19 protein-coding genes are annotated in these 21,083 nt (G+C 69.0%); 11 read left to right on the top strand and 8 right to left on the bottom strand.

The features are described from left to right. The first annotated feature begins 2 nt into the window (after nt 1-2). The 5 genes from GD429_RS12415 to GD429_RS12395 all read left to right on the top strand — a co-directional run bounded on the left by GD429_RS12415 (nt 3) and on the right by GD429_RS12395 (nt 5,611). On the top strand, nt 3-1,232 hold the full coding sequence (locus tag GD429_RS12415; RefSeq protein WP_152857198.1) for an efflux RND transporter periplasmic adaptor subunit: 1,230 nt from the start codon (nt 3-5) through the stop codon (nt 1,230-1,232). Next, complete coding sequence (locus tag GD429_RS12410) at nt 1,229-2,743, top strand: efflux transporter outer membrane subunit (protein WP_321574561.1); 1,515 nt, start codon at nt 1,229-1,231, stop codon at nt 2,741-2,743. Before GD429_RS12415 ends, GD429_RS12410 begins: the two co-directional genes overlap by 4 nt. A gap of 22 nt (nt 2,744-2,765) precedes the next feature. Then, complete coding sequence (locus tag GD429_RS12405) at nt 2,766-3,461, top strand: heavy metal response regulator transcription factor (protein ID WP_034179625.1); 696 nt, start codon at nt 2,766-2,768, stop codon at nt 3,459-3,461. Then, a complete protein-coding gene (locus tag GD429_RS12400) occupies nt 3,458-4,924 on the top strand; it encodes a heavy metal sensor histidine kinase (protein ID WP_152857197.1) in 1,467 nt (488 codons plus the stop codon). The genes GD429_RS12405 and GD429_RS12400 overlap by 4 nt, the downstream gene beginning before the upstream one ends. Nucleotides 4,925-5,023: 99 nt before the next feature. Beyond that, nucleotides 5,024-5,611: a LysE family translocator gene (locus tag GD429_RS12395; RefSeq protein ID WP_152857196.1), complete on the top strand. Its 588-nt coding sequence runs from the start codon at nt 5,024-5,026 to the stop codon at nt 5,609-5,611. Nucleotides 5,612-5,725: 114 nt separating this feature from the next. Here the strand turns inward: GD429_RS12395 and GD429_RS12390 are convergent, their stop codons facing one another. Beyond that, the gene (locus tag GD429_RS12390) at nt 5,726-6,571 is read right to left on the bottom strand and encodes an AraC family transcriptional regulator (protein ID WP_321574560.1); all 846 of its coding nucleotides are present in this window, start codon (nt 6,569-6,571) and stop codon (nt 5,726-5,728) included. A 172-nt stretch (nt 6,572-6,743) separates the two neighbouring features. Between GD429_RS12390 and GD429_RS12385 the strand changes: the two genes are divergently transcribed. Further along, a complete protein-coding gene (locus GD429_RS12385; protein WP_152857195.1) occupies nt 6,744-7,538 on the top strand; it encodes an SDR family NAD(P)-dependent oxidoreductase in 795 nt (264 codons plus the stop codon). 27 nt (nt 7,539-7,565) lie between these two features. Here GD429_RS12385 and GD429_RS12380 read toward each other — a convergent pair whose 3' ends face one another. From GD429_RS12380 to GD429_RS12360, 5 genes are all read right to left on the bottom strand, one after another. After that, a complete protein-coding gene (locus tag GD429_RS12380; RefSeq protein ID WP_096474477.1) occupies nt 7,566-7,940 on the bottom strand; it encodes a hypothetical protein in 375 nt (124 codons plus the stop codon). Nucleotides 7,941-8,163: 223 nt separating this feature from the next. Next, the gene (locus tag GD429_RS12375) at nt 8,164-9,234 is read right to left on the bottom strand and encodes an AI-2E family transporter (RefSeq protein ID WP_152857194.1); all 1,071 of its coding nucleotides are present in this window, start codon (nt 9,232-9,234) and stop codon (nt 8,164-8,166) included. Nucleotides 9,235-9,370: 136 nt separating this feature from the next. Then, nucleotides 9,371-10,480: an NADH:flavin oxidoreductase/NADH oxidase gene (locus GD429_RS12370; protein ID WP_152857193.1), complete on the bottom strand. Its 1,110-nt coding sequence runs from the start codon at nt 10,478-10,480 to the stop codon at nt 9,371-9,373. A 141-nt stretch (nt 10,481-10,621) separates the two neighbouring features. Next, the gene (locus GD429_RS12365) at nt 10,622-11,308 is read right to left on the bottom strand and encodes a type 1 glutamine amidotransferase domain-containing protein (protein WP_152857192.1); all 687 of its coding nucleotides are present in this window, start codon (nt 11,306-11,308) and stop codon (nt 10,622-10,624) included. A gap of 396 nt (nt 11,309-11,704) precedes the next feature. Further along, entirely contained in the window at nt 11,705-12,718 is a 1,014-nt protein-coding gene (locus GD429_RS12360) for a substrate-binding domain-containing protein (protein WP_321574559.1), read from the bottom strand. Between the two features lie 188 nt (nt 12,719-12,906). Between GD429_RS12360 and GD429_RS12355 the strand changes: the two genes are divergently transcribed. Together GD429_RS12355 and GD429_RS12350 are read left to right on the top strand one after the other, a co-directional pair. Next, a complete protein-coding gene (locus GD429_RS12355) occupies nt 12,907-14,493 on the top strand; it encodes a glycoside hydrolase family 68 protein (protein WP_152857191.1) in 1,587 nt (528 codons plus the stop codon). A gap of 155 nt (nt 14,494-14,648) precedes the next feature. Then, nucleotides 14,649-16,295, top strand: a complete 1,647-nt coding sequence (locus GD429_RS12350) for a glycoside hydrolase family 32 protein (RefSeq protein ID WP_152857190.1) — start codon at nt 14,649-14,651, stop codon at nt 16,293-16,295. Between the two features lie 101 nt (nt 16,296-16,396). On the opposite strand, the gene GD429_RS12345 is transcribed toward GD429_RS12350, so the two are convergent. After that, nucleotides 16,397-17,146, bottom strand: a complete 750-nt coding sequence (locus GD429_RS12345; RefSeq protein WP_152857189.1) for an SDR family oxidoreductase — start codon at nt 17,144-17,146, stop codon at nt 16,397-16,399. A 138-nt stretch (nt 17,147-17,284) separates the two neighbouring features. Further along, complete coding sequence (locus tag GD429_RS12340) at nt 17,285-18,202, bottom strand: LysR family transcriptional regulator (RefSeq protein WP_152857188.1); 918 nt, start codon at nt 18,200-18,202, stop codon at nt 17,285-17,287. Nucleotides 18,203-18,498: 296 nt separating this feature from the next. Here GD429_RS12340 and GD429_RS12335 point away from each other — a divergent pair, with 296 nt between their 5' ends. The 3 genes from GD429_RS12335 (at nt 18,499) to GD429_RS12325 (ending at nt 20,945) form a co-directional block, all read left to right on the top strand. After that, nucleotides 18,499-19,983, top strand: a complete 1,485-nt coding sequence (locus GD429_RS12335; protein ID WP_152857187.1) for a PLP-dependent aminotransferase family protein — start codon at nt 18,499-18,501, stop codon at nt 19,981-19,983. Nucleotides 19,984-20,077: 94 nt separating this feature from the next. Beyond that, entirely contained in the window at nt 20,078-20,515 is a 438-nt protein-coding gene (locus GD429_RS12330) for a carboxymuconolactone decarboxylase family protein (protein ID WP_152857186.1), read from the top strand. Nucleotides 20,516-20,525: 10 nt separating this feature from the next. Then, nucleotides 20,526-20,945 carry a cupin domain-containing protein gene (locus GD429_RS12325; protein WP_152857185.1) on the top strand — a complete coding sequence of 140 codons (420 nt, stop codon included), beginning with the start codon at nt 20,526-20,528 and terminating at the stop codon, nt 20,943-20,945. Nucleotides 20,946-21,083 lie beyond the last annotated feature (138 nt).

The raw sequence follows: 21,083 nt of genomic DNA, 5'->3' as shown, positions 1-21,083 counted from the left end.
TCATGGAAGAGAAACATCACAGCTCCGTCGGCATCCAGGTGGATGAACACGGCATGCACCTGCCGACGCGCACGTCGGTGTCGCGGCGCGGGCGAATCGTACTGGGCGTGATCGGCGTGCTGCTGGCCGCCGGCGCCGCGCGCACGATCGTCGTCAACGTGCTGAACCGCAACCGGCTCGACGCGATCGCCGAGCAGAACACGCGCCAGTACGTGAACGTCGTGCGCCCGGCCGACGCGGCCGCCGGCGGCAAGCTGACGCTGCCCGGCACGCTGCGCGGCTTCGTCGAGGCGCCGATCTACGCACGTGCGAGCGGCTATGTGCTGCGCTGGCAGGCCGACATCGGCGCGCACGTGAAGCAGGGGCAAGTGCTCGCCGAACTCGACACGCCCGAGCTGAACCAGGAGCTCGCGCAGGCCACCGCGCAGCGCCAGCAGGCGCAGGCGGCGCTCGCGCTCGCGAAGACGTCGTTCGACCGCGCGCAGCAGTTGCGCCAGCGCGATGCGGTGTCGCAGCAGGAACTCGACGATCGGCAAGGCGCGTTCAACCAGGGCACCGCGAACCTCGCCGCGGCCGACGCGAACATGCGCCGGCTCACCGAGCTGAAGGGCTTCCAGCGGATCGTCGCGCCGATCGACGGGATCGTCACGCAGCGCAACGTCGACGTCGGCGATCTCGTCAACTCCGGCAACGCGGGCCGCTCGCTGTTTACGGTCGTGCAGGCCGACCGGTTGCGCCTCTACGTACAGGTGCCGCAGGCGTACGCGCAGCAGGTGAAGGTCGGCCAGCACGTGAGCGTCGCGCAGGCCGAGCTGCCGGGCCGGACCTTCGACGGCACGATCACGCGCACGTCCGAGTCGATCGATGTCGCGACGCGCTCGCTGCAGATCGAGATCACGCTGCCGAACCCGGATGCACGGCTGCTGCCCGGCGCGTACGTGCAGGCGACGCTGCCGATGACGCCGCTCGGCCGCCTGCAGATCCCGGCCAATACGCTGCTGTTCCGCGCCGAGGGCCCGACGGTCGCGACCGTCGACGCGAACGGCCAGGTGCGCCTGAAACCGGTGACGGTCGTGCGCACGATCGGGCAGACGCTCGAAGTCGACGGGCCGATCACGCCGAACGACCGCCTCGTCGCGAACCCGAGCGACGCGCTCGCGAACGGCGATCCGGTCGTCGTGTCGGCGCCGGCGGCAAAACCCGCATCGGCCGTCGCGGGAGCGAAGTCGTGATCGCGAAACGCGCCCGCGTGCGGCCCGCGGCGCTCGCCGCCGTCGTGACGGCAACCGCCCTCGCCGGCTGCACGGTCGGCCCCGACTACCGGCCCCCGGCCGTCGATACGCCGGCCGCATGGCGGCTCGACCCGGCCGACGCGTACTGGCACCCGGCCGCGCCGGCCCGCGCGCCGCTCGATCCCGCGTGGTGGACCGCGTTCGGCGATCCGCAGCTCGACACGCTCGAAGCCGACGCGCTGCGCAACAACCAGAACCTGAAGGCCGTCGCCGCGCGCTACGACCAGGCGAAGGCCACGCTCGCATCGGTCGGGTCCGCGCAGTATCCGGCGGTCGGCCTGAACGCCAGCGGCCAGCGCTTCAAGATCTCCGCCGACCGGCCGCAGACCAACTACGCGACGCGCAGCATGTCGACCGTGCAGAACGAGATCCAGGTCGGCGCGAGCGTCAGCTACGAACTCGACCTGTTCGGCCGCGTGCGACGCAGCGTCGAATCCGCGCAGGCAAGCACCGAGCAGGCACACGACGATTTCGCGAACGCGCGCCTGGTGCTGAGCGCCGATCTCGCGTCGAGCTATTTCGCGCTGCGCGAGTTCGACAGCGAGATCGACGTCGTCAAGCGCTCGATCGACCTGCAGCAGAAGGCGCTCGACTACGTGAGCGCGCGCCACGAACTCGGCGCGGTGTCGGGCCTCGACCTGCTGCAGCAGCGCTCGCAGCTCGACGCGACGCGCACGCAGGCGCAGTTGCTGATCCAGCAGCGCGCGCAGGTCGAAACCGCGATCGCGACGCTGGTCGGCACGCCGGCTCCCGAATTCTCGCTGCCGCCGCGCGTGGTGCCGATCAACGCGCCCGCGCTGCCGACCGGCATGCCGAGCGACCTGCTGCAGCGGCGCCCCGACGTCGCGTCGGCCGAGCGTGCGATGGCGGCCGCGAACGCGCAGATCGGCGTCGCGCGCGCCGCGTATTTCCCGCGCATCACGCTGTCGCCGGACCTCGGCTGGGATGCGACGCGCTTCGCGAGCCTGTTCACCGTGCCGGCGCTGCTGTGGTCGGTCGGCGCGTCGGTCAGCCAGCCGCTGTTCGAAGGCGGCAAGCTGAAGGCCGGCGTCGATTTCGCGCAGGCCGGTTATGCCGCCGCGCAGGCCAGCTACCGGCAGACCGTGCTCACCGCGTTCCAGGAGGTGCAAAATGCGGTGACGGGCCTGTCGGTGCTGGCCGACGCCGCGCAGCAGGCATCGGCGGCCGTCGACGACGCGCGCAAGCTCGTGTCGCTCGCGCAGGACCGCTACGCGGGCGGCCTGACGCCGTTCATCGACGTGCTGACGGCCCAGCAGCAACTGCTGACGAGCGAGCGCCAGGCCGTGCAGATCCAGGGCCAGCGCGCGGCGCTCGTCGTCTTTCTCGCGAAGGCGCTCGGCGGCGGCTGGGACGGCGGCACGACGAGCGGCCCCGCGCCGTCCGACGTCGCGGCGGCCGGCCCGCAGCCCGCCGCGAGCGTCGGCCCCTAACCCGGTTACGCGGAACAACAACATGAAAGTGCTGATCGTCGAAGACGAACCGAAAGTCGTCGAATACCTGAAGAGCGGCCTGACCGAGGAAGGCTGGGTCGTCGACACCGCGCTCGACGGCGAGGACGGCGCGTGGAAGGCCGTCGAATTCGACTACGACGTGGTCGTGCTCGACGTGATGCTGCCGAAGCTCGACGGCTTCGGCGTGCTGCGCGCGCTGCGCGCGCAGAAGCAGACGCCCGTCATCATGCTGACCGCGCGCGACCGCGTGGACGATCGCGTGCGCGGGCTGCGCGGCGGCGCCGACGACTACCTGACCAAGCCCTTCTCGTTCCTCGAGCTGATCGAACGGCTGCGCGCGCTGACGCGCCGCGCGCGCGTGCAGGAATCGACGCTGATCTCGATCGGCGACCTGCGCGTGGACCTGATCGGCCGCCGTGCGACCCGCGACGGCACGCGGCTCGACCTGACCGCACAGGAATTCCAGCTGCTCGGCGTGCTTGCGCGGCGCAGCGGCGAGGTGCTGTCGAAGACGACGATCGCCGAACTCGTGTGGGACGTGAACTTCGACAGCAACGCGAACGTCGTCGAGACGGCGATCAAGCGCCTGCGCGCGAAACTCGACGGCCCGTTCGCGGACAAGCTGCTGCACACGATCCGCGGCATGGGCTACGTGCTCGAGGCGCGCGAGGACGGCGACACCGAGAGGCAGGCATGAAGCGCTCGATCGTCCTGCGGCTGTCGGCGATGTTCGGCATCGTGTCGCTGCTCGTGTTCACGCTGGTCGGCTGCGGGCTGTTCGTGTTGATGGAGCGCCAGCTCTTCGCCGAGCTGCGCGCGACGATCGACACGCGCGCGAAGGTCGCGCAGATGATCGTGTCGCACGCGACCACGGCCGCGCGCGGCCGCCTGATGCAGGAAAAGCTCGCCGACCTCGAACCGCCCGACGGGTCGACGCGCTACCAGATCGACAGCCCCGACGCCGACTTCCGCTTCGGTCACCCGGTCGACGGCGTGCCCGTCGGCGAACCGTTCGGTGCGTTCCAGCAGTACGCGCTCAACCACAGCAGCTACGACGTGATGACGAAGACCGTCCCGATCGCAGGCAGCGGCGAACGCCCCGATCTGAAGCTGATCGTCGCGTCGTCGTGCGAGCGCACGCAGCGGATGCTGCGCCGTTTCGTGTGGACGCTCGCCGCGCTGATCGCGATCGCCACCGTCATCACGCTGATGCTGGGCCGCGCGGTCGCGCGCTTCGGGCTCGCGCCGCTCGACCGGCTGTCGCAGGATGCGGCGGCCATCAGCGCCACCAACCGCCGCCAGCGGCTGCACACCGACGCACTGCCGACCGAGCTGCGCGATCTCGCCGCGTCGTTCAACGGCTCGCTCGAGCGCATCCAGCAGACCTACGCGCGGCTCGAAGCGTTCAACGCCGACGTTGCACACGAGCTGCGCACGCCGGTCAGCATCCTGATCGGCCAGACCCAGGTCGCGCTGACGAGCCGCGACCGCTCGGTCGACCGGATGCGCCAGACGCTGCAGTCGAACCTCGAGGAATTCGAGCGGCTGCGCGTGATCATCAACGACATGCTGTTCCTGTCGCGCAGCGATCGCGGCGAACGCGCGACCGACCTGAAGGACGTGTCGCTCGCCGACGAGGTGCGGCGCATGCTCGACTTCCTCGAAATCCCGCTCGACGAAGCGCAACTGCGCGCCGAACTGCACGGCGATGCGCGCGCGACCGTCGATCCGTCGCTGTTCCGCCGCGCGATGACGAACCTGCTGATCAACGCGATCCAGCATTCGGCGCCCGGCGCGACGCTGAACGTGACGATCGCGCGCCGCGACACGCTCGTCGAGATGGCCGTCGCGAATCCCGGCGAGCCGATCGACCCCGCCCAGCGGTCGCACGTGTTCGAACGCTTCTACCGGCTCGAGGAAGCACGCGCGAACAGCAAGGAAAACCACGGGCTCGGGCTGTCGATCGTCAAGGCCGTGGCCGAGATGCACGGCGGCAGCGTGTTCGTCGCATGCTCGGGCGGCGTCAATACGTTCGGCTTCTCGGTGTCGACGCAACCCTGCGCGGGCGGCCCGCTGCGCCCGGCCGATGCAGGCGATGCCGCCGGCTCGGCCGATCCGCGCGACACGCGGCCGGCGCACGCGCCGCGCGCGTTGCACTGACGGCGGCCGCGCGCCGCCGAGGGTTGTTTTCTTCAATACGTACCGGTGCGGCTCCCGTAGTCTCGATGCGACTTTGAACATTTCGCATGGAGACACCTGATGAGCATGCTGGTTTCGATGGCCGCGTTCGCGCTCGCCTCGTCGATCACCCCCGGTCCCGTCAACATCGTCGCGCTCAGTGCCGGCGCACGCCACGGCCTCGGCGCGAGCCTGCGTTATGCGGCCGGCGCGACGCTCGGCTTCGTCGCGCTGTTCCTGCTGATCGGCCTCGGCCTGCACGCGGCGCTCGCGCGCTGGCCCGTGCTGACAACCGCCACGCAGTGGTCGGGAATCGCGTTCCTGCTCTATATGGCGCTGCGGCTCGCGCTCGATGACGGCCGGCTGTCGGCCGACCCGAACGTGGCCGGCCCGTCGGCGGCGGCCGGCGCGGCGATGCAGTGGCTGAATCCGAAGGCATGGCTCGCGTGCGTGGCCGCGATGGGCGCGTATGCGGCCGATGGCGACCGCGTGCAGGTCTGGTTATTCGCCGCGCTGTATCTGGTGATCTGTTTCGCGTCGATCGCGTGCTGGGCGTATGCGGGTGCGTCGCTGCGGCACCGGCTCGCGAACGCGCGGCGCATGCGCGTGTTCAACCGGTTGATGGCATTGCTGCTCGCGGGCAGCGCGCTCTTTCTGCTGGACGTATAGCCGGCCGGCTCGACATCTGGCTGGCCTGCTCGACGTCTAGCCAGCTTGCTCGCGGGTCGGGTGCTTCGTCGCATCGACAGCGGACGCGCACTCCGCACTCCGCCGCCCAGCCGCTCAACTCATCGCGCTACGGTACTGCCCGGGCGTCGCGGCCGCGATCCGCCGGAACGCGCGCTGGAAATGCGCCTGGTCCGCGAAGCCCGCGTCGAGCGCGACCTCGGCGATCGGCCGGCCGCGGCGCAGCTCCGTGCGGCCGTACTGCACGCGGCGATCGATCAGGAACGCATGCGGCGTCATCCCGTAGCGCGCGTTGAAAGCGCGGATCAGGTACGACGGCGACAAGTCGGCCGCCGCGCAGATCGCATCGAGCGTGACGCCCTCGCGGCAATGCGCGGCGATGTAGTCGGCCGCACGCGCGAGCTTCGCGTTGTCGTCCGAGGGCCGCATGCCGGGCAGTTCGCGATCGAGCGCGCCGTGCAGTTGCGTGAAGAATTCGACCGCCGCGCTCTCCTTGCCGAGCGGATCGATGCCGGGCGACACGAGCGTGCGGTAGAAGCCGCCAAATTGCGCGAACAGGTCGCGCCGCTCCGTCAATTTCGGCGAAAAGCCGTGAAAATCGCGGTTCGGATCGCGGCCCAGCGAATGCTGCAGCCGCGCGAGCCATGGAACGTCGACGTAGACCATCCGGTACGCCCATGCGTCGGGGCCGTACGGATTGCACGCGTGCACCTGCTCCGGATCGATGATCACGAGCACGCCGCGCCCGACACGCGCGTTCGTCGCGCCGTTCACGTAGGTACTCGTGCCGCCGACGATCGCGCCCAGCGAAAACGTGTCGTGCGTGTGCTTCACGTAGCAGATCGCGCGCCCGTCGTCGACGGTGCGCGCCTCGATGAACGGCAGCGCGGCGTCGCGCCAGAACGGCGACGGTACGGCGGATCGGTTGACGGGACGGCTCACGCGGCGGGCTCCTGGTTCGGGCGGCGAACGCTCACCGTACAAGACTGTGCGGGCCGATGCAACCGGCGCTTTGCAGCTTCGAAGCCGAATCGCGCCGTTTCGCCTAAGCTTTGAAATCCGGCCGCCGCGACACGCGCGGCGGTTCCCGTTCACTCCTCTCCCCGTCACGCTCATGCACATCGATCTGAAAGGCAAGACCGCGGTCGTCACCGCCTCCACCGCCGGCATCGGGCTCGCGATCGCCGAAGGGCTCGCGCGCGCCGGTGCTCGCGTCGTCGTCAACGGCCGCAGCGACGCATCGGTGCAGTCCGCGCTCATGCAACTGCGCGCCGCCGTGCCCGACGCGAGCTTCGACGGCGTCGCCGCCGACCTGTCCGACGCGGCCGGCGTCGCGCGCATCACGCAGCACACGCCCGATGCGGACATCCTCGTCAACAACGCGGGCATCTACGGCCTGAAGGCGTTCTTCGACATCGACGACGCCGAATGGGAACATTACTTCCAGATGAACGTGATGTCCGGCGTGCGGCTCGCGCGGCACTACCTGAAGGGGATGATCGAACGCAACGCCGGGCGCGTCGTGTTCATTTCGTCGGAATCGGGCCTGAACATCCCGGTCGACATGATTCACTACGGGTTCACGAAAACCGCGCAGCTGTCGATCGCGCGCGGCCTCGCGAAGCTCGCGGCCGGCACGAACGTGACCGTCAACTCGGTGCTGCCGGGGCCGACGCTGTCGGAAGGCGTACGCGCGCTGCTGAAGGAAACGGCGGACAAAACGGGCCGCAGTATCGAAGACGTGGCCGTGGATTTCGTGCGCGATCATCGCTCGAGCTCGATCATCCAGCGACCCGCGACGCCCGAGGAAGTCGCGAACCTGGTCGTGTACGTATGCTCGCCGCAGGCTTCGGCGACCACGGGTGCGGCGTTGCGCGTCGATGGCGGCGTGGTCGACACGCTCGCCTGACAGCTCACGCGGGCGCACGCCGCCGCGCTAGCGCGAAGCGGCCTTGTCCGGCTGGAGCGTGCCCTTTCGATCGGCGTCCATGCAGGTATCGAAGCCGTATTGCGTGACGACGCCGGCCTTGTCGAATACGACGAAGTAAGGCCGGTGATCGTTGCCGTGCTCGATGAAGTAGTTGTAGCAGACGCCGCTGCCGTTGCGGACCATCCATACGCTGCGCGGGTTGCCGCCGGCGCGCACGACATCGGCGCGCGTCGCGCCATGCCGCGACGCGGCCCGCGCGAGCGGCGTGCGCGAATACGAGAACGGTAGCCACGAGTCGAACCACGCGCAGCCGTGCAACATCAGGCAGCCGGCCGCCAGGGACAGCGTCGCCGCGGGACGGGACATCGAAATCAATCGCATGCTTGGGGAATTCTGCTGCGCCATGCCGGCGTGATCGAAAGCCCCATGCTACTAGACCTTTGGGTCCGGATCGAAAAGAAATGTAGAGCGCCTCATGCGAACCACTGCCCGGCATGCCCCGCGCGCCGGCCGGATCGTTGCCGATCGTTGCGGCCGGCGCATGCTTGCACGCGCATCCATCCCGCCGCGCCGATCCATCGAATCGGCGCGACGGCGGATATCGTCACGCGATCCATTCGGACCACAGCATCGTCAGCACCGTCATCAGCGCGGGGCCGACGAACAGCCCGATCAGGCCGAACGTCTCGGCGCCGCCGAGGATGCCGAACAGCACGAGCAGGAACGGCAGCCGCGCCGAACTGCCGATCAGCACCGGCCGCACGAAATGCTCGGCGACGAACACGACGACGAAACCGAGCACCGCCACCACGATGGCCCACACGGTCGCGCCCTGCACGAACAGCCACAGCGCCGCGCCGCAGAACACGATCGGCGCGCAGAACGGCAGCATCGCGGCAATCGCCGTGACGAGGCCGAGCAGCGCCGCATGCGGAACGCCCGCGAGCGCATAGGCGACGCCGAGCAGCGCACCCTCGCCGAGCCCGACGACCACGAGCCCCGTCACCGTGCCGTACACGGCCTTGACCATGCGCTCGATCAATTCCGCGCCGTTGCGCCCGAACGCGCGCTGCCCGCCCTGCAGCAATGCGCCCGACAGCTTGTGGCCCGCGCGCAGGATCACGAACAGCGTGACGAGCATGAAGCCGAATTCGAGCAGCGCATGCGCGAGCTTCGTGCCGAACTGCCGGCCGAACGCGAGGAATTTCTCGCTGTTGACGCCGTGCATCGCGCTGGCCGCATGCAGCGGATGACCGAGATTGGCCTGCCACCACTCGGTGATCTGCGCCGAGCCGTAAGGCAGCCGGCCGACGACGTCCGGCAGCGGGATGCCGTTGTCCTCGATCGTACGCAGCCACTCGCGCAGGTCGTGCGCCTGCCCGATCGCCTGGGTTGCCGCGACGGCGATCGGCAGCACGACGAGCAGCGAAATCGCCGCCGTGATGACGAGCGCGGTGATCGTTGGCCGGTTGCGGAACAGCTGGTGCGATTCGAAGCGTTTCAGCAGCGGCCACATCGCGATGGCGCTCACGCAGGCCCACGCGATGGCGGGAATGAAGTCGCGGATCACCCACAGCGCGAGCACCAGCAGCGCCGCATACAGCGCGACGCGGGAGATCTGCTGCGCGCGCGGCTGCGGGGCGGACTCGTGAGACGACGGCACATGTGCGTCCATGGCACCTCTGTCGAAATGAAAAAATGGCGATTCGCGCAGGCAACCGGCCTGCACGAACCGCCATTCTATCCATCGGCACCGGATCGACGGCGCGCATCATGCGCGGGCCGTTCCGGCGCTACGCTGCCGCGCCCGCTCAGGCCACCTTGTCGGCGATCCGGTAACGCTCGAGCCAGTGTGCGTACGGCGCGGGCAGCGTCCACGACGGGCGCTCGACGCCGAGCTGCTTCGCCGCGTAATACGGCCAGTGCGGGTCGGCCAGGTGCGCGCGGCCGACCATCACGAGATCGAGCTGTTCTTCGGCAACCACGCGGTTCGCCAGTTGCGGCGTGTCGATCCCCCACGCGGACGACACCGGCAGCCCGGCCTCGCGCCGCACGCGCTCGGCGATCGGCGCGAGGAACGCCGGGCCCCACGGAATCCGTGCATCGGGCGTCGAGAAGCCGACCGACACGCTCAGCATGTCGAGCCCTTCCCGCTTCATCCGCTGCGTGAGCGCGATCGACTCGGCGAGCGTCTCTTCGTCGCGGCCGTCGTATTCGATCACGCCCAGGCGCGCGGTCAGCGGCAGGTGCTCGGGCCATACCTTGCGGACGGCCGCAAGCGTCTCGACGAGGAAGCGGCCGCGATTCTCGGCCGAGCCGCCGTATTCGTCGTCGCGCCGGTTCGCATGCACCGAGAAGAAGCTCTGGCCGAGATAACCGTGCGCGAAGTGCAGTTCGAGCCATTCGAAGCCCAGGTCGCGCGCACGCTTCGCCGCTGCGACGAAGTCGGCCTGCACGCGGGCGATGTCGTCGTGCGTCATTTCACGCGGCACCTTCGGCAGATGCGCGCCGAACGGCACGGCCGACGGCGCGATGGTCTGCCAGCCGCGCGGATCGCCGTCGGCGATATGGTCGTCGCCTTCCCACGGACGGTTCGCGCTCGCCTTGCGGCCCGCGTGCGCGATCTGGATGCCGGGCACCGCGCCGGCCGCCTTGATCGCCGCGACCGACGGCGCGAACGCTTCGGCCTGCGCATCGTTCCACAGCCCCGCGCAGCCCGGCGTGATGCGCCCTTCCGGCGACACGGCGGTCGCCTCCGCGATCACGAGGCCCGCGCCGCCGCGCGCGATGCCGGCCAGATGCACGTGATGCCATTCGTTGACGACGCCGTCTTCGGCGACGTACTGGCACATCGGCGGCACCGCGATGCGGTTGCGCAGCGTGACATCCTTGAGTTTGAACGGTTCGAACAGGGCAGACATCCACGGCTCCTTTGCTTGGTTCTGCGAAACGACTGGGAACTCGCCGCGCGACGCGCACGGCGAAACGATGCGGGCCGTCGTCGGCGCGGCTGCGCCCGGCGACGGATACGGAACGGCGCCGGCCCCGCCGGCGCCAGGTGCTTACCGGTGGCCGAGCTTCGCGAGCAGCGCCTCGGCGGCGGGCTCCGACGACGCGGGGTTCTGCCCCGTGATCAGCAGCCCGTCGGTGACGACATGCGGCGCCCAGTCGGCGCTGCGCTCGAATTCCGCGCCGTTGGTCTTCAGCATGTCCTCGACGAGGAACGGCACGACTTCCGTCAGCTCGACGGCCGCTTCCTCGCTGTTGGTGAAGCCCGTCACGCGCTTGCCGCGCACGACCGATTCGCCGGTTGCGGGGTTCTTCACGTGACGCAGCACGCCCGGCGCATGGCAGACGGCCGCGACCGGCTTGCCGGCCGCGAGCGTGCGCTCGATCAGGCCGATCGAATGCAGATCCTCGGCGAGATCCCACAGCGGACCGTGGCCGCCCGGGTAGAACACCGCGTCGTAGTCGTCGGCCGACACGTCGGTCAGCTTGCGCGTCGATGCGAGTTCGGCCTTGGCCGCCGGATCGGCGTCGAAGCGGCGCGTTGCGTCGGTCTGCGCGGACGGATCGCTGCTTTTCGGGTCGAGCGGCGGCTGGCCGCCCTTCGGCGAAACCAGCGTCAGCTCGACGCCCGCATCCTTGAACGCGTAGTACGGCGCGGCCAGTTCCTCGAGCCAGAAGCCGGTCTTCTTGCCGGTGTCGCCGAGCGTGTCGTGCGAGGTCAGGACAACCAGAATCTTCATGATCGAAACTCCTTCGAAAATGGGGGAACGGGGCCGTGCGGCCCGGCATCGGCCGGCACGGCACGCCTGTCGGTTAGTCCGATACCGCGCGCCAACGTGCCGCTCGCGGATCCGAAATACCGCACGATCCTATTAGACCAGTCGTCTAGAAAAAATCCGAAAAAAACGACGGCATCTCGCTGCACGTTCAGCATCGCAGTGCGATATGGCATTTTCGCGTCCGCGTTGCCCGAGTCGGGAGGCGTCGTCGCATTCGTCAGGACGGATGATATCCGCTGATTAGACCGGTCGTCTAGAAAGCAGGTATTCATCCCTGCCCTCGTCATGGCCTTTTCGACCGGGCGCGATCCGGGCACGTCCGCCCCCGATCGCGCCCCGCCCGTGCCGTCGTGCCGGCTAGCCGCGCACCGGGCCGTCGGTATCGCCGGCCTCGATTACCGGCGCCTCGAGTCGATGCTCTCGTGCGCCGTGGTCCAGCCGCTTCAGCATCAACTCCGCCAGCGCGCGCCCCGACGCGTGCCCGGTCGGCTGCATGACCGCCGTCACGCGATGCGGATGCGCGAGGTCCGGCGGCACGCCGTCATAGACGATCAGCGAGATGTCCTGCCCCAGCCGCAGCCCGCTGTCCACGAGCGCCTGAAACGCGCCGCCGCCCGCGATGTTGTTGTCGACCAGCAGCGCCGTCGGCCGCTCGGCGCGCGCGAGCAGCGCCCGCGCGGCCTGCAGCCCGCCGTCGTGCGTAAACGTGCATTCGACGAGCAGCGCCGGATCCGGCTCGATACCGGCCTCGTGCAATGCCGACAGATAGCCGGCGCGACGCTGCGCGGCGAAATTCAGCGCCAGCGGCGCGCTGATCATCGCAATGCGCCGATGCCCGAAACCGGTCAGCCGCCGGACAGCATCGCGCGCGCCCGCCTCGTTGTCGAAATCGAACCACGCATACGGCTCGGCAGCTTGCGTGCGGCCGTATGCGACGTACGGAAACGCGTTCGACTGCAGGTACGCAATACGCGGATCGTCGACCAGCGTGCGCGCGACGATCAGCCCGTCGACGAGCTTGCCGTCGACGATCCGCCGATAGGTGTCCAGTTCCGCATTCGGTCGCGCGGAAGCGATGATGAAATCGAGATTGCGCTCGGCCAGCCGCTCGGTGATGCCCGCGACGACCTCGCCGAAACGCGGATCGCCGAGATCGCCGGCACCGAACGGATAGACGATCCCGATCACGTCCGCGCGCCCGGTCGCGAGCCGGCGCGCGGTCGGGTCCGCCACATAGCCCATTTCCCGGGCAGCCTTCGCCACGCGTTCGCGAGTCGCCTCGCTGACGTCGTCGTAACCGTTCAATGCGCGGCTGACCGTTGTCCGCGACAGCCCAAGCGCATCCGATAGCGCCTTCAGGTTCACCTTCACCGTCGCTCCTCGTTTTTTGCTGGACCGCCCGGACGCCCCAATCTGGTAATTATTTCCATTTGGTAAGCATTACCGTCAAATAAATATCTTTTGCGTTCCAAACCGGTTTGAAATAGTATCCAAACCGGTTTGGACATCGATGCCACCTTCAGCCGTTCCCTTTCACCGTCAACTGAAATAACGTCGAGATGACACACTTTCCTTTTTGCCGCACGACTGCGGCCAAACGTTTGCTGTTCGCTGGCGCGGCACTGGCCGCCTTCGCGTCCGCTTCGTCCGTTACGCATGCGCAGAGCGCCGGCGCCCCCGCGCCCACGCCGCATACGCAGCAGGCCTACGATCCCGAAGGCAACTTCACGATGCGCTGGACCCGCGCGGACATCCGCCAGATCGTCGCACAGTCGCACACGGCCGGCGCCGACAGGAACTCGCTGCCGCAAGCGCTGACGATGCCGGACATCCCGCAGGATTTCCCGCTGGTCAACTCGAACGTGTGGGTCTGGGATACCTGGCCGCTGGCCGACCTGCGCGCGAACCAGCTCAGCTACAAGGGCTGGGAGGTGATCTTCTCGCTCACCGCCGATCCGCATGCGGGCTACACGTTCGATGACCGCCACGTCCACGCGCGCATCGGCTTCTTCTACCGCCGCGCGGGTGTCCCCGCGTCGCAGCGCCCCGCCAACGGCGGCTGGACCTGGGGCGGCCACCTGTTCCCGGACGGCGCGAGCGCCAAGGTGTTCGGCACCGCGCCGATGACCAACAACGCCGAATGGTCGGGTTCGGCGCGCCTCACGCACGGCGACAACGTCAGCCTCTACTACACCGCCACGTCGTTCAACCGCTCGGCGCCCGGCGGCGCCGACATCACGCCGCCGCAGGCGATCATCACGCGCACCGACGGCCACATCCACGCCGACGACAAGCACGTGTGGTTCAGCGGCTTCGACGATCACAAGGCGCTGCTGCAGCCGGACGGCAACTACTACCAGACCGGCCAGCAGAACACCTACTTCTCGTTCCGCGATCCGTTCGTGTTCACCGATCCCGCGCACCCGGGCAAGACCTACATGGTGTTCGAAGGCAATACGGGCGGCGAGCGCGGCGCACGCACCTGCACCGAGGCCGATCTCGGCTACGCGCCGAACGATCCGTACAAGGAAGACCTCAACGCGGTGATGAATTCGGGCGCAGTGTATCAAAAGGCCAATGTCGGCCTCGCGGTCGCGACGAACCCACAGTTGACCGAATGGAAGTTCCTGCCGCCGATCCTGTCGGCGAACTGCGTCGACGACCAGACCGAGCGCCCGCAGATCTACCTGAAGGACGGCAAGTACTACCTGTTCACGATCAGCCACCGTACGACGATGGCCGCGGGCGTCGACGGGCCGGACGGCGTGTACGGCTTCGTCGGCAACGGCATCCGCAGCGACTTCCAGCCGCTGAACGGCGGCAGCGGCCTCGTGCTCGGCAATCCGACCGATTTCTCCGCACCGGCCGGCGCACCGTATTCGCAGGATCCGAACCAGAACCCGCGCGAATTCCAGTCGTATTCGCACTACGTGATGCCGGGCGGGCTCGTCGAGTCGTTCATCGATGCGATCGGCCCGCGGCGCGGCGGCACGCTCGCGCCGACGGTGAAGGTCAACATCAACGGCACGTCGACGGCGGTCGACCGCGCGTACGGACGCGGCGGGCTCGGCGGCTACGGCGACATCCCGGCGAACCTGCCCGCAACGGGCGCCGGCCACAACGACGGCCCGGGCACCCGCCCGTAACCGCCGCAGCGGGCACCGCCCGCAAGCGTTGAGGCGGCGCACATCGCGCGTGTCGCGTGTGCGCCGCCTCGTTCTTCCGCAGATCGCGCGTGCCGCCTTTGCAAGCGGCATGCGCCCTCCTTTCCCGCTTCGCGCGCCGGAGCACGGAACCCCGCATGAGATCGACGTTTTTCCGCTTTTCCTTCCGGATCGCCCGGCTGCTGCTCGCCTGTGCGGCGGGCGCCGCCTGCACGCAGGCCGCCGCCGCGCCCTGTGCTACATCGCCCGAAAACGGCACGCCGCAATGGCGCCCCGCGCTGCACTACACGCCGCAGCGCAACTGGATGAACGATCCGAACGGGCTCGTCTACGACAACGGCCGCTACCACCTGTTTTATCAGTACAACCCGCTTGGCAACGACTGGGGCAACATGTCGTGGGGCCATGCGACCAGCACCGATCTCGTGCACTGGCGCGAGCAACCGGTCGCGATGCGCGCGAATGCCACCGAGGAAATCTTCTCCGGCTCGATCGTCGCCGACACGCACAACACGTCCGGCCTCGGGTCGCCCGGCGAGACACCGCTGGTTGCGCTTTACACGAGCGTCTACAAGGAGGGCTCCGGCCACGCGCCCGGCACGCAGGCGCAGTCGCTCGCCTACAGCGTCGACCATGGCGCGACGTGGCAGCCCTACGCGCACAACCCCGTGCTCACGCTCGATCCCGAATCGAAGCAGTTCCGCGACCCCAAGGTGTCGTGGTACGCACCGGGACGCTACTGGCTGATGACGACGGTCGTCGCCGACGCGCACGTCGTCAAGCTCTATCGCTCCGACGACCTGATCCACTGGTCGTTCCTGAGCGACTTCACGTTGCCGGACGTGCCGCACGCAGGCGCGCTGTGGGAAATGCCCGACCTCGTGCCGCTGCCGCTCGACGGCGATCCCCGGCACATCAAGTGGGTGATGATCGTCAATGTGAATCCGTGGTCGATCGCGGGCGGCTCGGGCGCGATGTATTTCGTCGGCGACTTCGACGGCCGCACGTTCACGCCCGATCGCGTCGCGCCGGCCGGTTCCGATCCCGCCCGATTCCGCTGGGTCGATCACGGCGCCGACTTTTATGCCGCAGGCACCTTCTCGGGCGCGCCCGGCACTCGGCCAGTGGCGATTGCATGGATGAGCAACTGGGATTACGCGGCAAAAGTGCCGACCACGCCGTGGCGCGGCGCGACGACCCTGCCGCGCGAGCTGGCGCTGAAGACGATCGACGGCGAACCCCGGCTCGTCGCCGCGCCGACCGCCGCGTTCGCCGCGTGGGCGGACGGCCGGCCCGCCGTGCACGAGGGCGAGCTCGCGGTCGAGTCCGCCACGCGCGAGCTGTCGGCCGCGACGCGCGGCGTCGTGCAACGCATCACGGTGACGATTGCGCCGCAGCGCGCGACGCGCGCGGGCCTGATCGTCCGGCGCTCGGCGGACGGCACGACCGGCACGCGGATCGTGTACGACACGGCGAAACGCACGCTGACGCTCGACCGCTCGCAGTCCGGCGAAGCGAATTTCGCCGGCACGTTCAGCCGCGAGCACATCGTCGACCTGCCGCTCGAACACGGGCAACTGCGGCTCGAAATCGTCGTCGATCGCGGGTCGGTCGAAGTGTTTGCGAACGGCGGTCGCGTCACGCTCACCGACCTGGTCTTCCCGCCGCTCGACGCGGACCGCGTCGCCGTGTTTGCCGAGCACGGCCGCGCGACGTTCTCGGGGCTCACGGTGACGCAACTCGAAGCCGGCGGCGATACGCGTCGCGCCTGTGCGGCGCGATAGGTGCGGTAGGTGCGGCTCGATAACGTCGCCCTTCCCGCATGTGACAGGGACCGTCCGCCCGGCGTTGCGTCGGTCGGTGCGGTCCCCACCGGTTTCCCGGCTCAGAGCAATCCCATCCCGCCCGACGCGATGATCTCCGCGCCGACGATGAACGCGGATTCCGGCGCGCTGAGGTGCAGCACCGTCGACGCGATTTCGTCCGGCGTGCCGAACCGGCCGATCGGGACGAGGCCCTTGATCTTCTCGGCCGTCTCGTCGAGCGTCGCCGCATCGAGCCCGAGCTTGCCGTACAGCGGCGTCTGAACCGGCCCCGGGCTCACGACATTCACGCGCACGCCGTGCGGCAGCAGTTCCGTCGACAGCGTCTTCGCGAACGAGTTGACGGCCGCCTTGCTCGCCGCGTACACCGACGAGCCGGGCATCCCGATGTGCGCGTTGATCGAGCCGTTGATCACGATCGACGCGCCGCGGTTCAGCAGCGGCACCAGCGACTGGATCTGGAAATACGCACCCTTCACATTGGTGTTGAACACGAGGTCCCACATGGCCTCGTCGCTGTCGGCGAACGGCGCGAGTTTCGCGACGCCCGCGTTGATGAACACGGCGTCGAGCCGCGCGCCCGCGGCGGCAATCGCGTCCGCCAGTGCGCGCGCCGACGCGACGCTGCCGGCCTCGTTGCGGATCGCGAGCGCGCCATCGCCGAGCGTCTGCCGTGCGGCTTCCAGCGTCTGCGCGTCGCGCCCGGTGATGATGACCCGCGCGCCTTCGGCCGCGAATGCGCTGGCGGCCGCCAGGCCGATGCCGCTGTTGCCGCCCGTGACGAGGACCGTTTTTCCTTCGAAGCGTTGCATGATGTTCTCCTGTGAACCGGTGAGTTGACGTGAACACAGCATGCGCGCGGGGCACGGACATGCCGTACGACGGGCGCGACGAACATGTTCGAAATCGTCGAACGTGTTCGAGTGGATGATCCGCCCCCTTTCCCACGCTCAGCCGGTCACGTCGATCCCGTCGAGCAGGCGCTGCGCGAGCCTGGGCTCGCGCAATTGCTCCAGCCACCATTGCAGCGCGCGGCCGTCGCGATCGCCGTGCCACGCGACATACAGCACGTTCGGTTCGCGCGGGTTGGCCGTCTGTTTCTCGACGAGCTCGCCGCGCGCGAGCAGCGACGCCACGCGCCGGCGCGGCACCCAGCCGACGCCGAGCGCGTCGCGCTGCGCGAGGATCTTCGCGCGCATCGACGGCACCGCGAGCACGGCTTGCCCGCCGAGCAGGCCATACGCGCGGCCGGCCGCGCGCCGCGACGAATCGGCGACGACGACCGCGCGATGCGCGCCGATCGCGTCGCGCGTCAGTGCGTCGTTCACAGATGCAAGCGGATGGCGCGGCGACACCGCGAACACCCACTCCATCGCGCCCAGCTCGAACCATTTGAAGCCGGGGATCGCCGGCGGCTCGTTGGTCGCGCCGACCACCAGATCCGCGCGACCGTCGCGCAGCGCCTCCCAGGTGCCGCCGAGCACCTCGTGCGTGAAGCGCAGCGACACGCCCGAATCGAGCGCGTCGAACGCGCGGACGACCGGCAGCAGCGTGTCGAACTCCAGCACCTCGTCGCTGACGATCCACAGCCGGTCCTCCCACCCGCTCGCGACCTGCCGCACGCGCTGCGTCAGCCGCGCGACGTCCAGCGCCAGCCGCGCCGCCTCGTCGGCCAGCAGTTGTCCGGCCGGCGTGAGCTGCAGCCGGTAGCCGCGCCGGTCGAACAGCAGCGCGTCGAAACGCGTTTCGAGCTGGCGCGCGGCGTGCGACACGGTCGACGGCGCCTTGCCGAGCCGCGCGGCGGCGCGCGACAGGCTACCGGTCGCGCGGATCGCATCGAGCAGCGCAAGTTCGTCTTCGGACAGCATGGGGTCGCTCCGGTTCGGGGTGGATCTGGGGTTGTCGTGGCTCCCGTGGATCGTAAGGCAGCGGCGGGCGGCGGTCCAATCGGATGGCGTTCGATGCGGCGGATGGACGGGCAGGTGTCGGGCGAACGTCGCTTCACTCCGTGTTCCGCTCGAATGGCCCGCCGGTATCGCACGCTCGATCGCCGCTCTCGCACCGCATCGGACACAACATCCCGCCAACCCGAATCCGCGCGCCGGCGGCATACTGGCGGCACACCGATTCCGACAAAACAGTATCAATCGAGGTAACCACTGCGATGGACATCGCGATCCGCATCGAAGGCCGCCACGACCTGACGGGGCAAATCTTCCGGCAACTGCGCACCGCGATCGTCGACGGGCGCCTCGAAGGCGGCGCACGGCTGCCGTCGACGCGCGATCTCGCGAAGCAGCTCGGCGTATCGCGCAAGACGACGCTCGACGCATTCGAGCGTCTCGTCGCCGAGGGCTACCTGAATACGCGTGCGGGCGACGGCACGTTCGTCGCCGACGGCCTCGCGCGCGTGCCGCACGCCGCGACCGTGCCGGCGCCGTCGATCGTCGAGGACACGCCGCGCATCGACGCGGTCGACGCACGCGCGCTGTGGAACGACCTGCCCGACGCGCTCGCGATGCCCGCGCCGCAGGATTCGCCCGGCTTCGACTTCCGCGGCGGCGTGACCGACAAGACGCTGTTCCCGTTCGATGCGTGGCGGCGCTGCCTGCATCACGCGCTGCGCCAGCAGGCACGCGGCCCCGGCCAGTACCACGCCCCGGCCGGCGATCCGCAGTTGCGCGGCGCGATCGCGCGTTATGTCGCATTCAGCCGCGCGGTCGCGTGCAGTTGGGACGACGTGCTCGTCACGCAAGGCGCGCAACAGGCGCTCGACCTGCTCGCGCGCGTCGTCGTGCGGCCCGGCGATGTGGTCGCGGTCGAGGATCCCGGCTATCCGCCGGCGCGCGCCGCGTTCGCGTCGCTCGGCGCGACGGTGATCGGCGTGCCGGTCGACGTGCACGGCCTCGTCACGGAGCGGCTGCCCGACGAAGCGCGCCTCGTCTACGTGACGCCGTCGCACCAGTTCCCGCTCGGGATGCCGATGACGCTGGAGCGGCGCATCGCGCTGCTCGAATGGGCACAGCGCCGCCGCGCGGTGATCATCGAGGACGATTACGACGGCGAGTTCCGCTTCGAGGGCCGGCCGGTGGAATCGCTGAAGAGCCTCGACCGCACGGGCCTCGTCGCGTACGTCGGCACGTTCTCGAAGACGATCTTTCCCGAACTGCGGATCGGCTACGCGATTCCGCCGCGCGCGCTGCGCGGCGCGCTCGCCAAGGCGAAGCAGATCGTCGACTGGCACACCTGCACGCTGACGCAGGCGGCGCTCGCGCGCTTCATGCTCGAAGGCGATTTCGCGCGGCACCTGAAGCGTGTGCAGAAACATTACGATGCACGCCGCAAGATGCTGATCGCGCATCTGCGCGGCGAGCTCGCGCCGTGGTTCGACGCGATCGTGCCGACCGCCGGCATCCACCTCGCCGCGCACCTGAAACCGGGGCTCGACGAAGCGGCGCTGGTCCGCGCGGCGCGCGAGCGGGACATCGGCCTGTACGGGATCTCGGCGTTCCATGTCGGCGTGCCGGTCCGTGCGGGGCTGCTGTTCGGCTATGGCGGGATCGACGCGCTGCGCATCGACACGGCGCTCGCGCAGCTGGCCGGGCTGCTGGGTTCGGGCCGTGTCGGTCGCCCGGAACTGGTTACCTGAATTTACTCAAAATTGGCTATTCAAGCAGGCCAATCAGAATCTTAAAGTGGGTCCTGTCGCGCCACCGTGCGCACCAACCGAAAAAGGACCTGCCATGCAACCGCGCCTGAACTTCTATACCGCCAGCCCGAATGCGATCAAGGTGATGCGCAACGCCGAGGACTTCATCGCGAAAAGCTCGATCGAGAAGCCGCTCGCCGAACTCGTCCGCCTGCGCGCGTCGCAGATCAACGGCTGCGCGTTCTGTGTCGACATGCACACCAGCGACGCGCGCAAGGGCGGCGAAACCGACCGTCGTCTCGCGACCGTCGTCGTGTGGCGCGAAACGCCGTTCTTCACCGAGCGCGAGCGCGCGGCGCTGGAATGGACCGAGGCGCTGACGCTGGTTGCCGGCAACCACGTGCCCGACGCCGTCTGGGAAGCCGTGAAGCCGCACTTCAGCGACGAGGAGCTGTTCGACCTGTCGATGCTGATCGCGACCATCAACACGTGGAACCGCTTCGCGATCGCGTTCCGCAAGATGCCCGAGTAAGGAGACGACGATGATCCGCTCCACGCTCCAGCGAGCCGCCCTGTGCGCGGGGCTCGTGCTCGGCGCCACGCTGCCGGCCGCCGCCCATGCGCACGACGCCGGCGACAACGTGCACGCGATCATGCGGCAGGCCGTGCCCGAAGCCCCCGGCAAGCTCGCCGTCGTCGCGACCGTCGACTATGCGCCCGGCCAGGCTTCCGAAGCGCACCGGCACCTCGGCTCGGTGTTCGCGGTGGTGTCGAAGGGCGAAGTGCTGTCGCAGGTGAACGGCGGCCCGTTGCATCGCTACCGCGCCGGCGAAGGCTGGTACGAGGCGCCCGGCTCGCGCCATCAGGTGTCGCGCAACGCGAGTGCGACCGAGCCCGCGCAGCTCGTCGTGTTCGGGCTGACCGGCGAACACGAGCCGCTGAAGTCGCCGATCGATCAGTGACGACGTTTCGGGGGCGCGTGCCGTGTGCGGCCCGTGCCTCCGTTTCGCGACCGGTTTTCCTTCCGGTTCCGTGCGGTTTCTCGGCCTTCTCCGCCGCTTGTCGCTGTTTCCCCTCTGCTGTTTCCCCTCTGCTGTTTC

Source organism: Burkholderia sp. BE17 (assembly GCF_009362305.1).
Classification (GTDB): Bacteria; Pseudomonadota; Gammaproteobacteria; order Burkholderiales; family Burkholderiaceae; genus Burkholderia; species Burkholderia pyrrocinia_C.
Note: the sequence above shows the minus strand (reverse complement) of the source record. Positions and strands in the feature narration are given on the sequence as shown.

What these genes read in the sequence shown, in the direction of transcription:
- GD429_RS12415 (WP_152857198.1), top strand. Translation starts at nt 3, where the DNA reads ATGGAAGAGAAACATCACAGCTCCGTCGGCATCCAGGTGGATGAACAC.
- GD429_RS12405 (WP_034179625.1), top strand. Translation starts at nt 2,766, where the DNA reads ATGAAAGTGCTGATCGTCGAAGACGAACCGAAAGTCGTCGAATACCTG.
- GD429_RS12400 (WP_152857197.1), top strand. Translation starts at nt 3,458, where the DNA reads ATGAAGCGCTCGATCGTCCTGCGGCTGTCGGCGATGTTCGGCATCGTG.
- GD429_RS12395 (WP_152857196.1), top strand. Translation starts at nt 5,024, where the DNA reads ATGAGCATGCTGGTTTCGATGGCCGCGTTCGCGCTCGCCTCGTCGATC.
- GD429_RS12385 (WP_152857195.1), top strand. Translation starts at nt 6,744, where the DNA reads ATGCACATCGATCTGAAAGGCAAGACCGCGGTCGTCACCGCCTCCACC.
- GD429_RS12380 (WP_096474477.1), bottom strand. Translation starts at nt 7,940, where the DNA reads ATGCGATTGATTTCGATGTCCCGTCCCGCGGCGACGCTGTCCCTGGCG.
- GD429_RS12375 (WP_152857194.1), bottom strand. Translation starts at nt 9,234, where the DNA reads ATGGACGCACATGTGCCGTCGTCTCACGAGTCCGCCCCGCAGCCGCGC.
- GD429_RS12370 (WP_152857193.1), bottom strand. Translation starts at nt 10,480, where the DNA reads ATGTCTGCCCTGTTCGAACCGTTCAAACTCAAGGATGTCACGCTGCGC.
- GD429_RS12365 (WP_152857192.1), bottom strand. Translation starts at nt 11,308, where the DNA reads ATGAAGATTCTGGTTGTCCTGACCTCGCACGACACGCTCGGCGACACC.
- GD429_RS12355 (WP_152857191.1), top strand. Translation starts at nt 12,907, where the DNA reads ATGACACACTTTCCTTTTTGCCGCACGACTGCGGCCAAACGTTTGCTG.
- GD429_RS12350 (WP_152857190.1), top strand. Translation starts at nt 14,649, where the DNA reads ATGAGATCGACGTTTTTCCGCTTTTCCTTCCGGATCGCCCGGCTGCTG.
- GD429_RS12345 (WP_152857189.1), bottom strand. Translation starts at nt 17,146, where the DNA reads ATGCAACGCTTCGAAGGAAAAACGGTCCTCGTCACGGGCGGCAACAGC.
- GD429_RS12340 (WP_152857188.1), bottom strand. Translation starts at nt 18,202, where the DNA reads ATGCTGTCCGAAGACGAACTTGCGCTGCTCGATGCGATCCGCGCGACC.
- GD429_RS12335 (WP_152857187.1), top strand. Translation starts at nt 18,499, where the DNA reads ATGGACATCGCGATCCGCATCGAAGGCCGCCACGACCTGACGGGGCAA.
- GD429_RS12330 (WP_152857186.1), top strand. Translation starts at nt 20,078, where the DNA reads ATGCAACCGCGCCTGAACTTCTATACCGCCAGCCCGAATGCGATCAAG.
- GD429_RS12325 (WP_152857185.1), top strand. Translation starts at nt 20,526, where the DNA reads ATGATCCGCTCCACGCTCCAGCGAGCCGCCCTGTGCGCGGGGCTCGTG.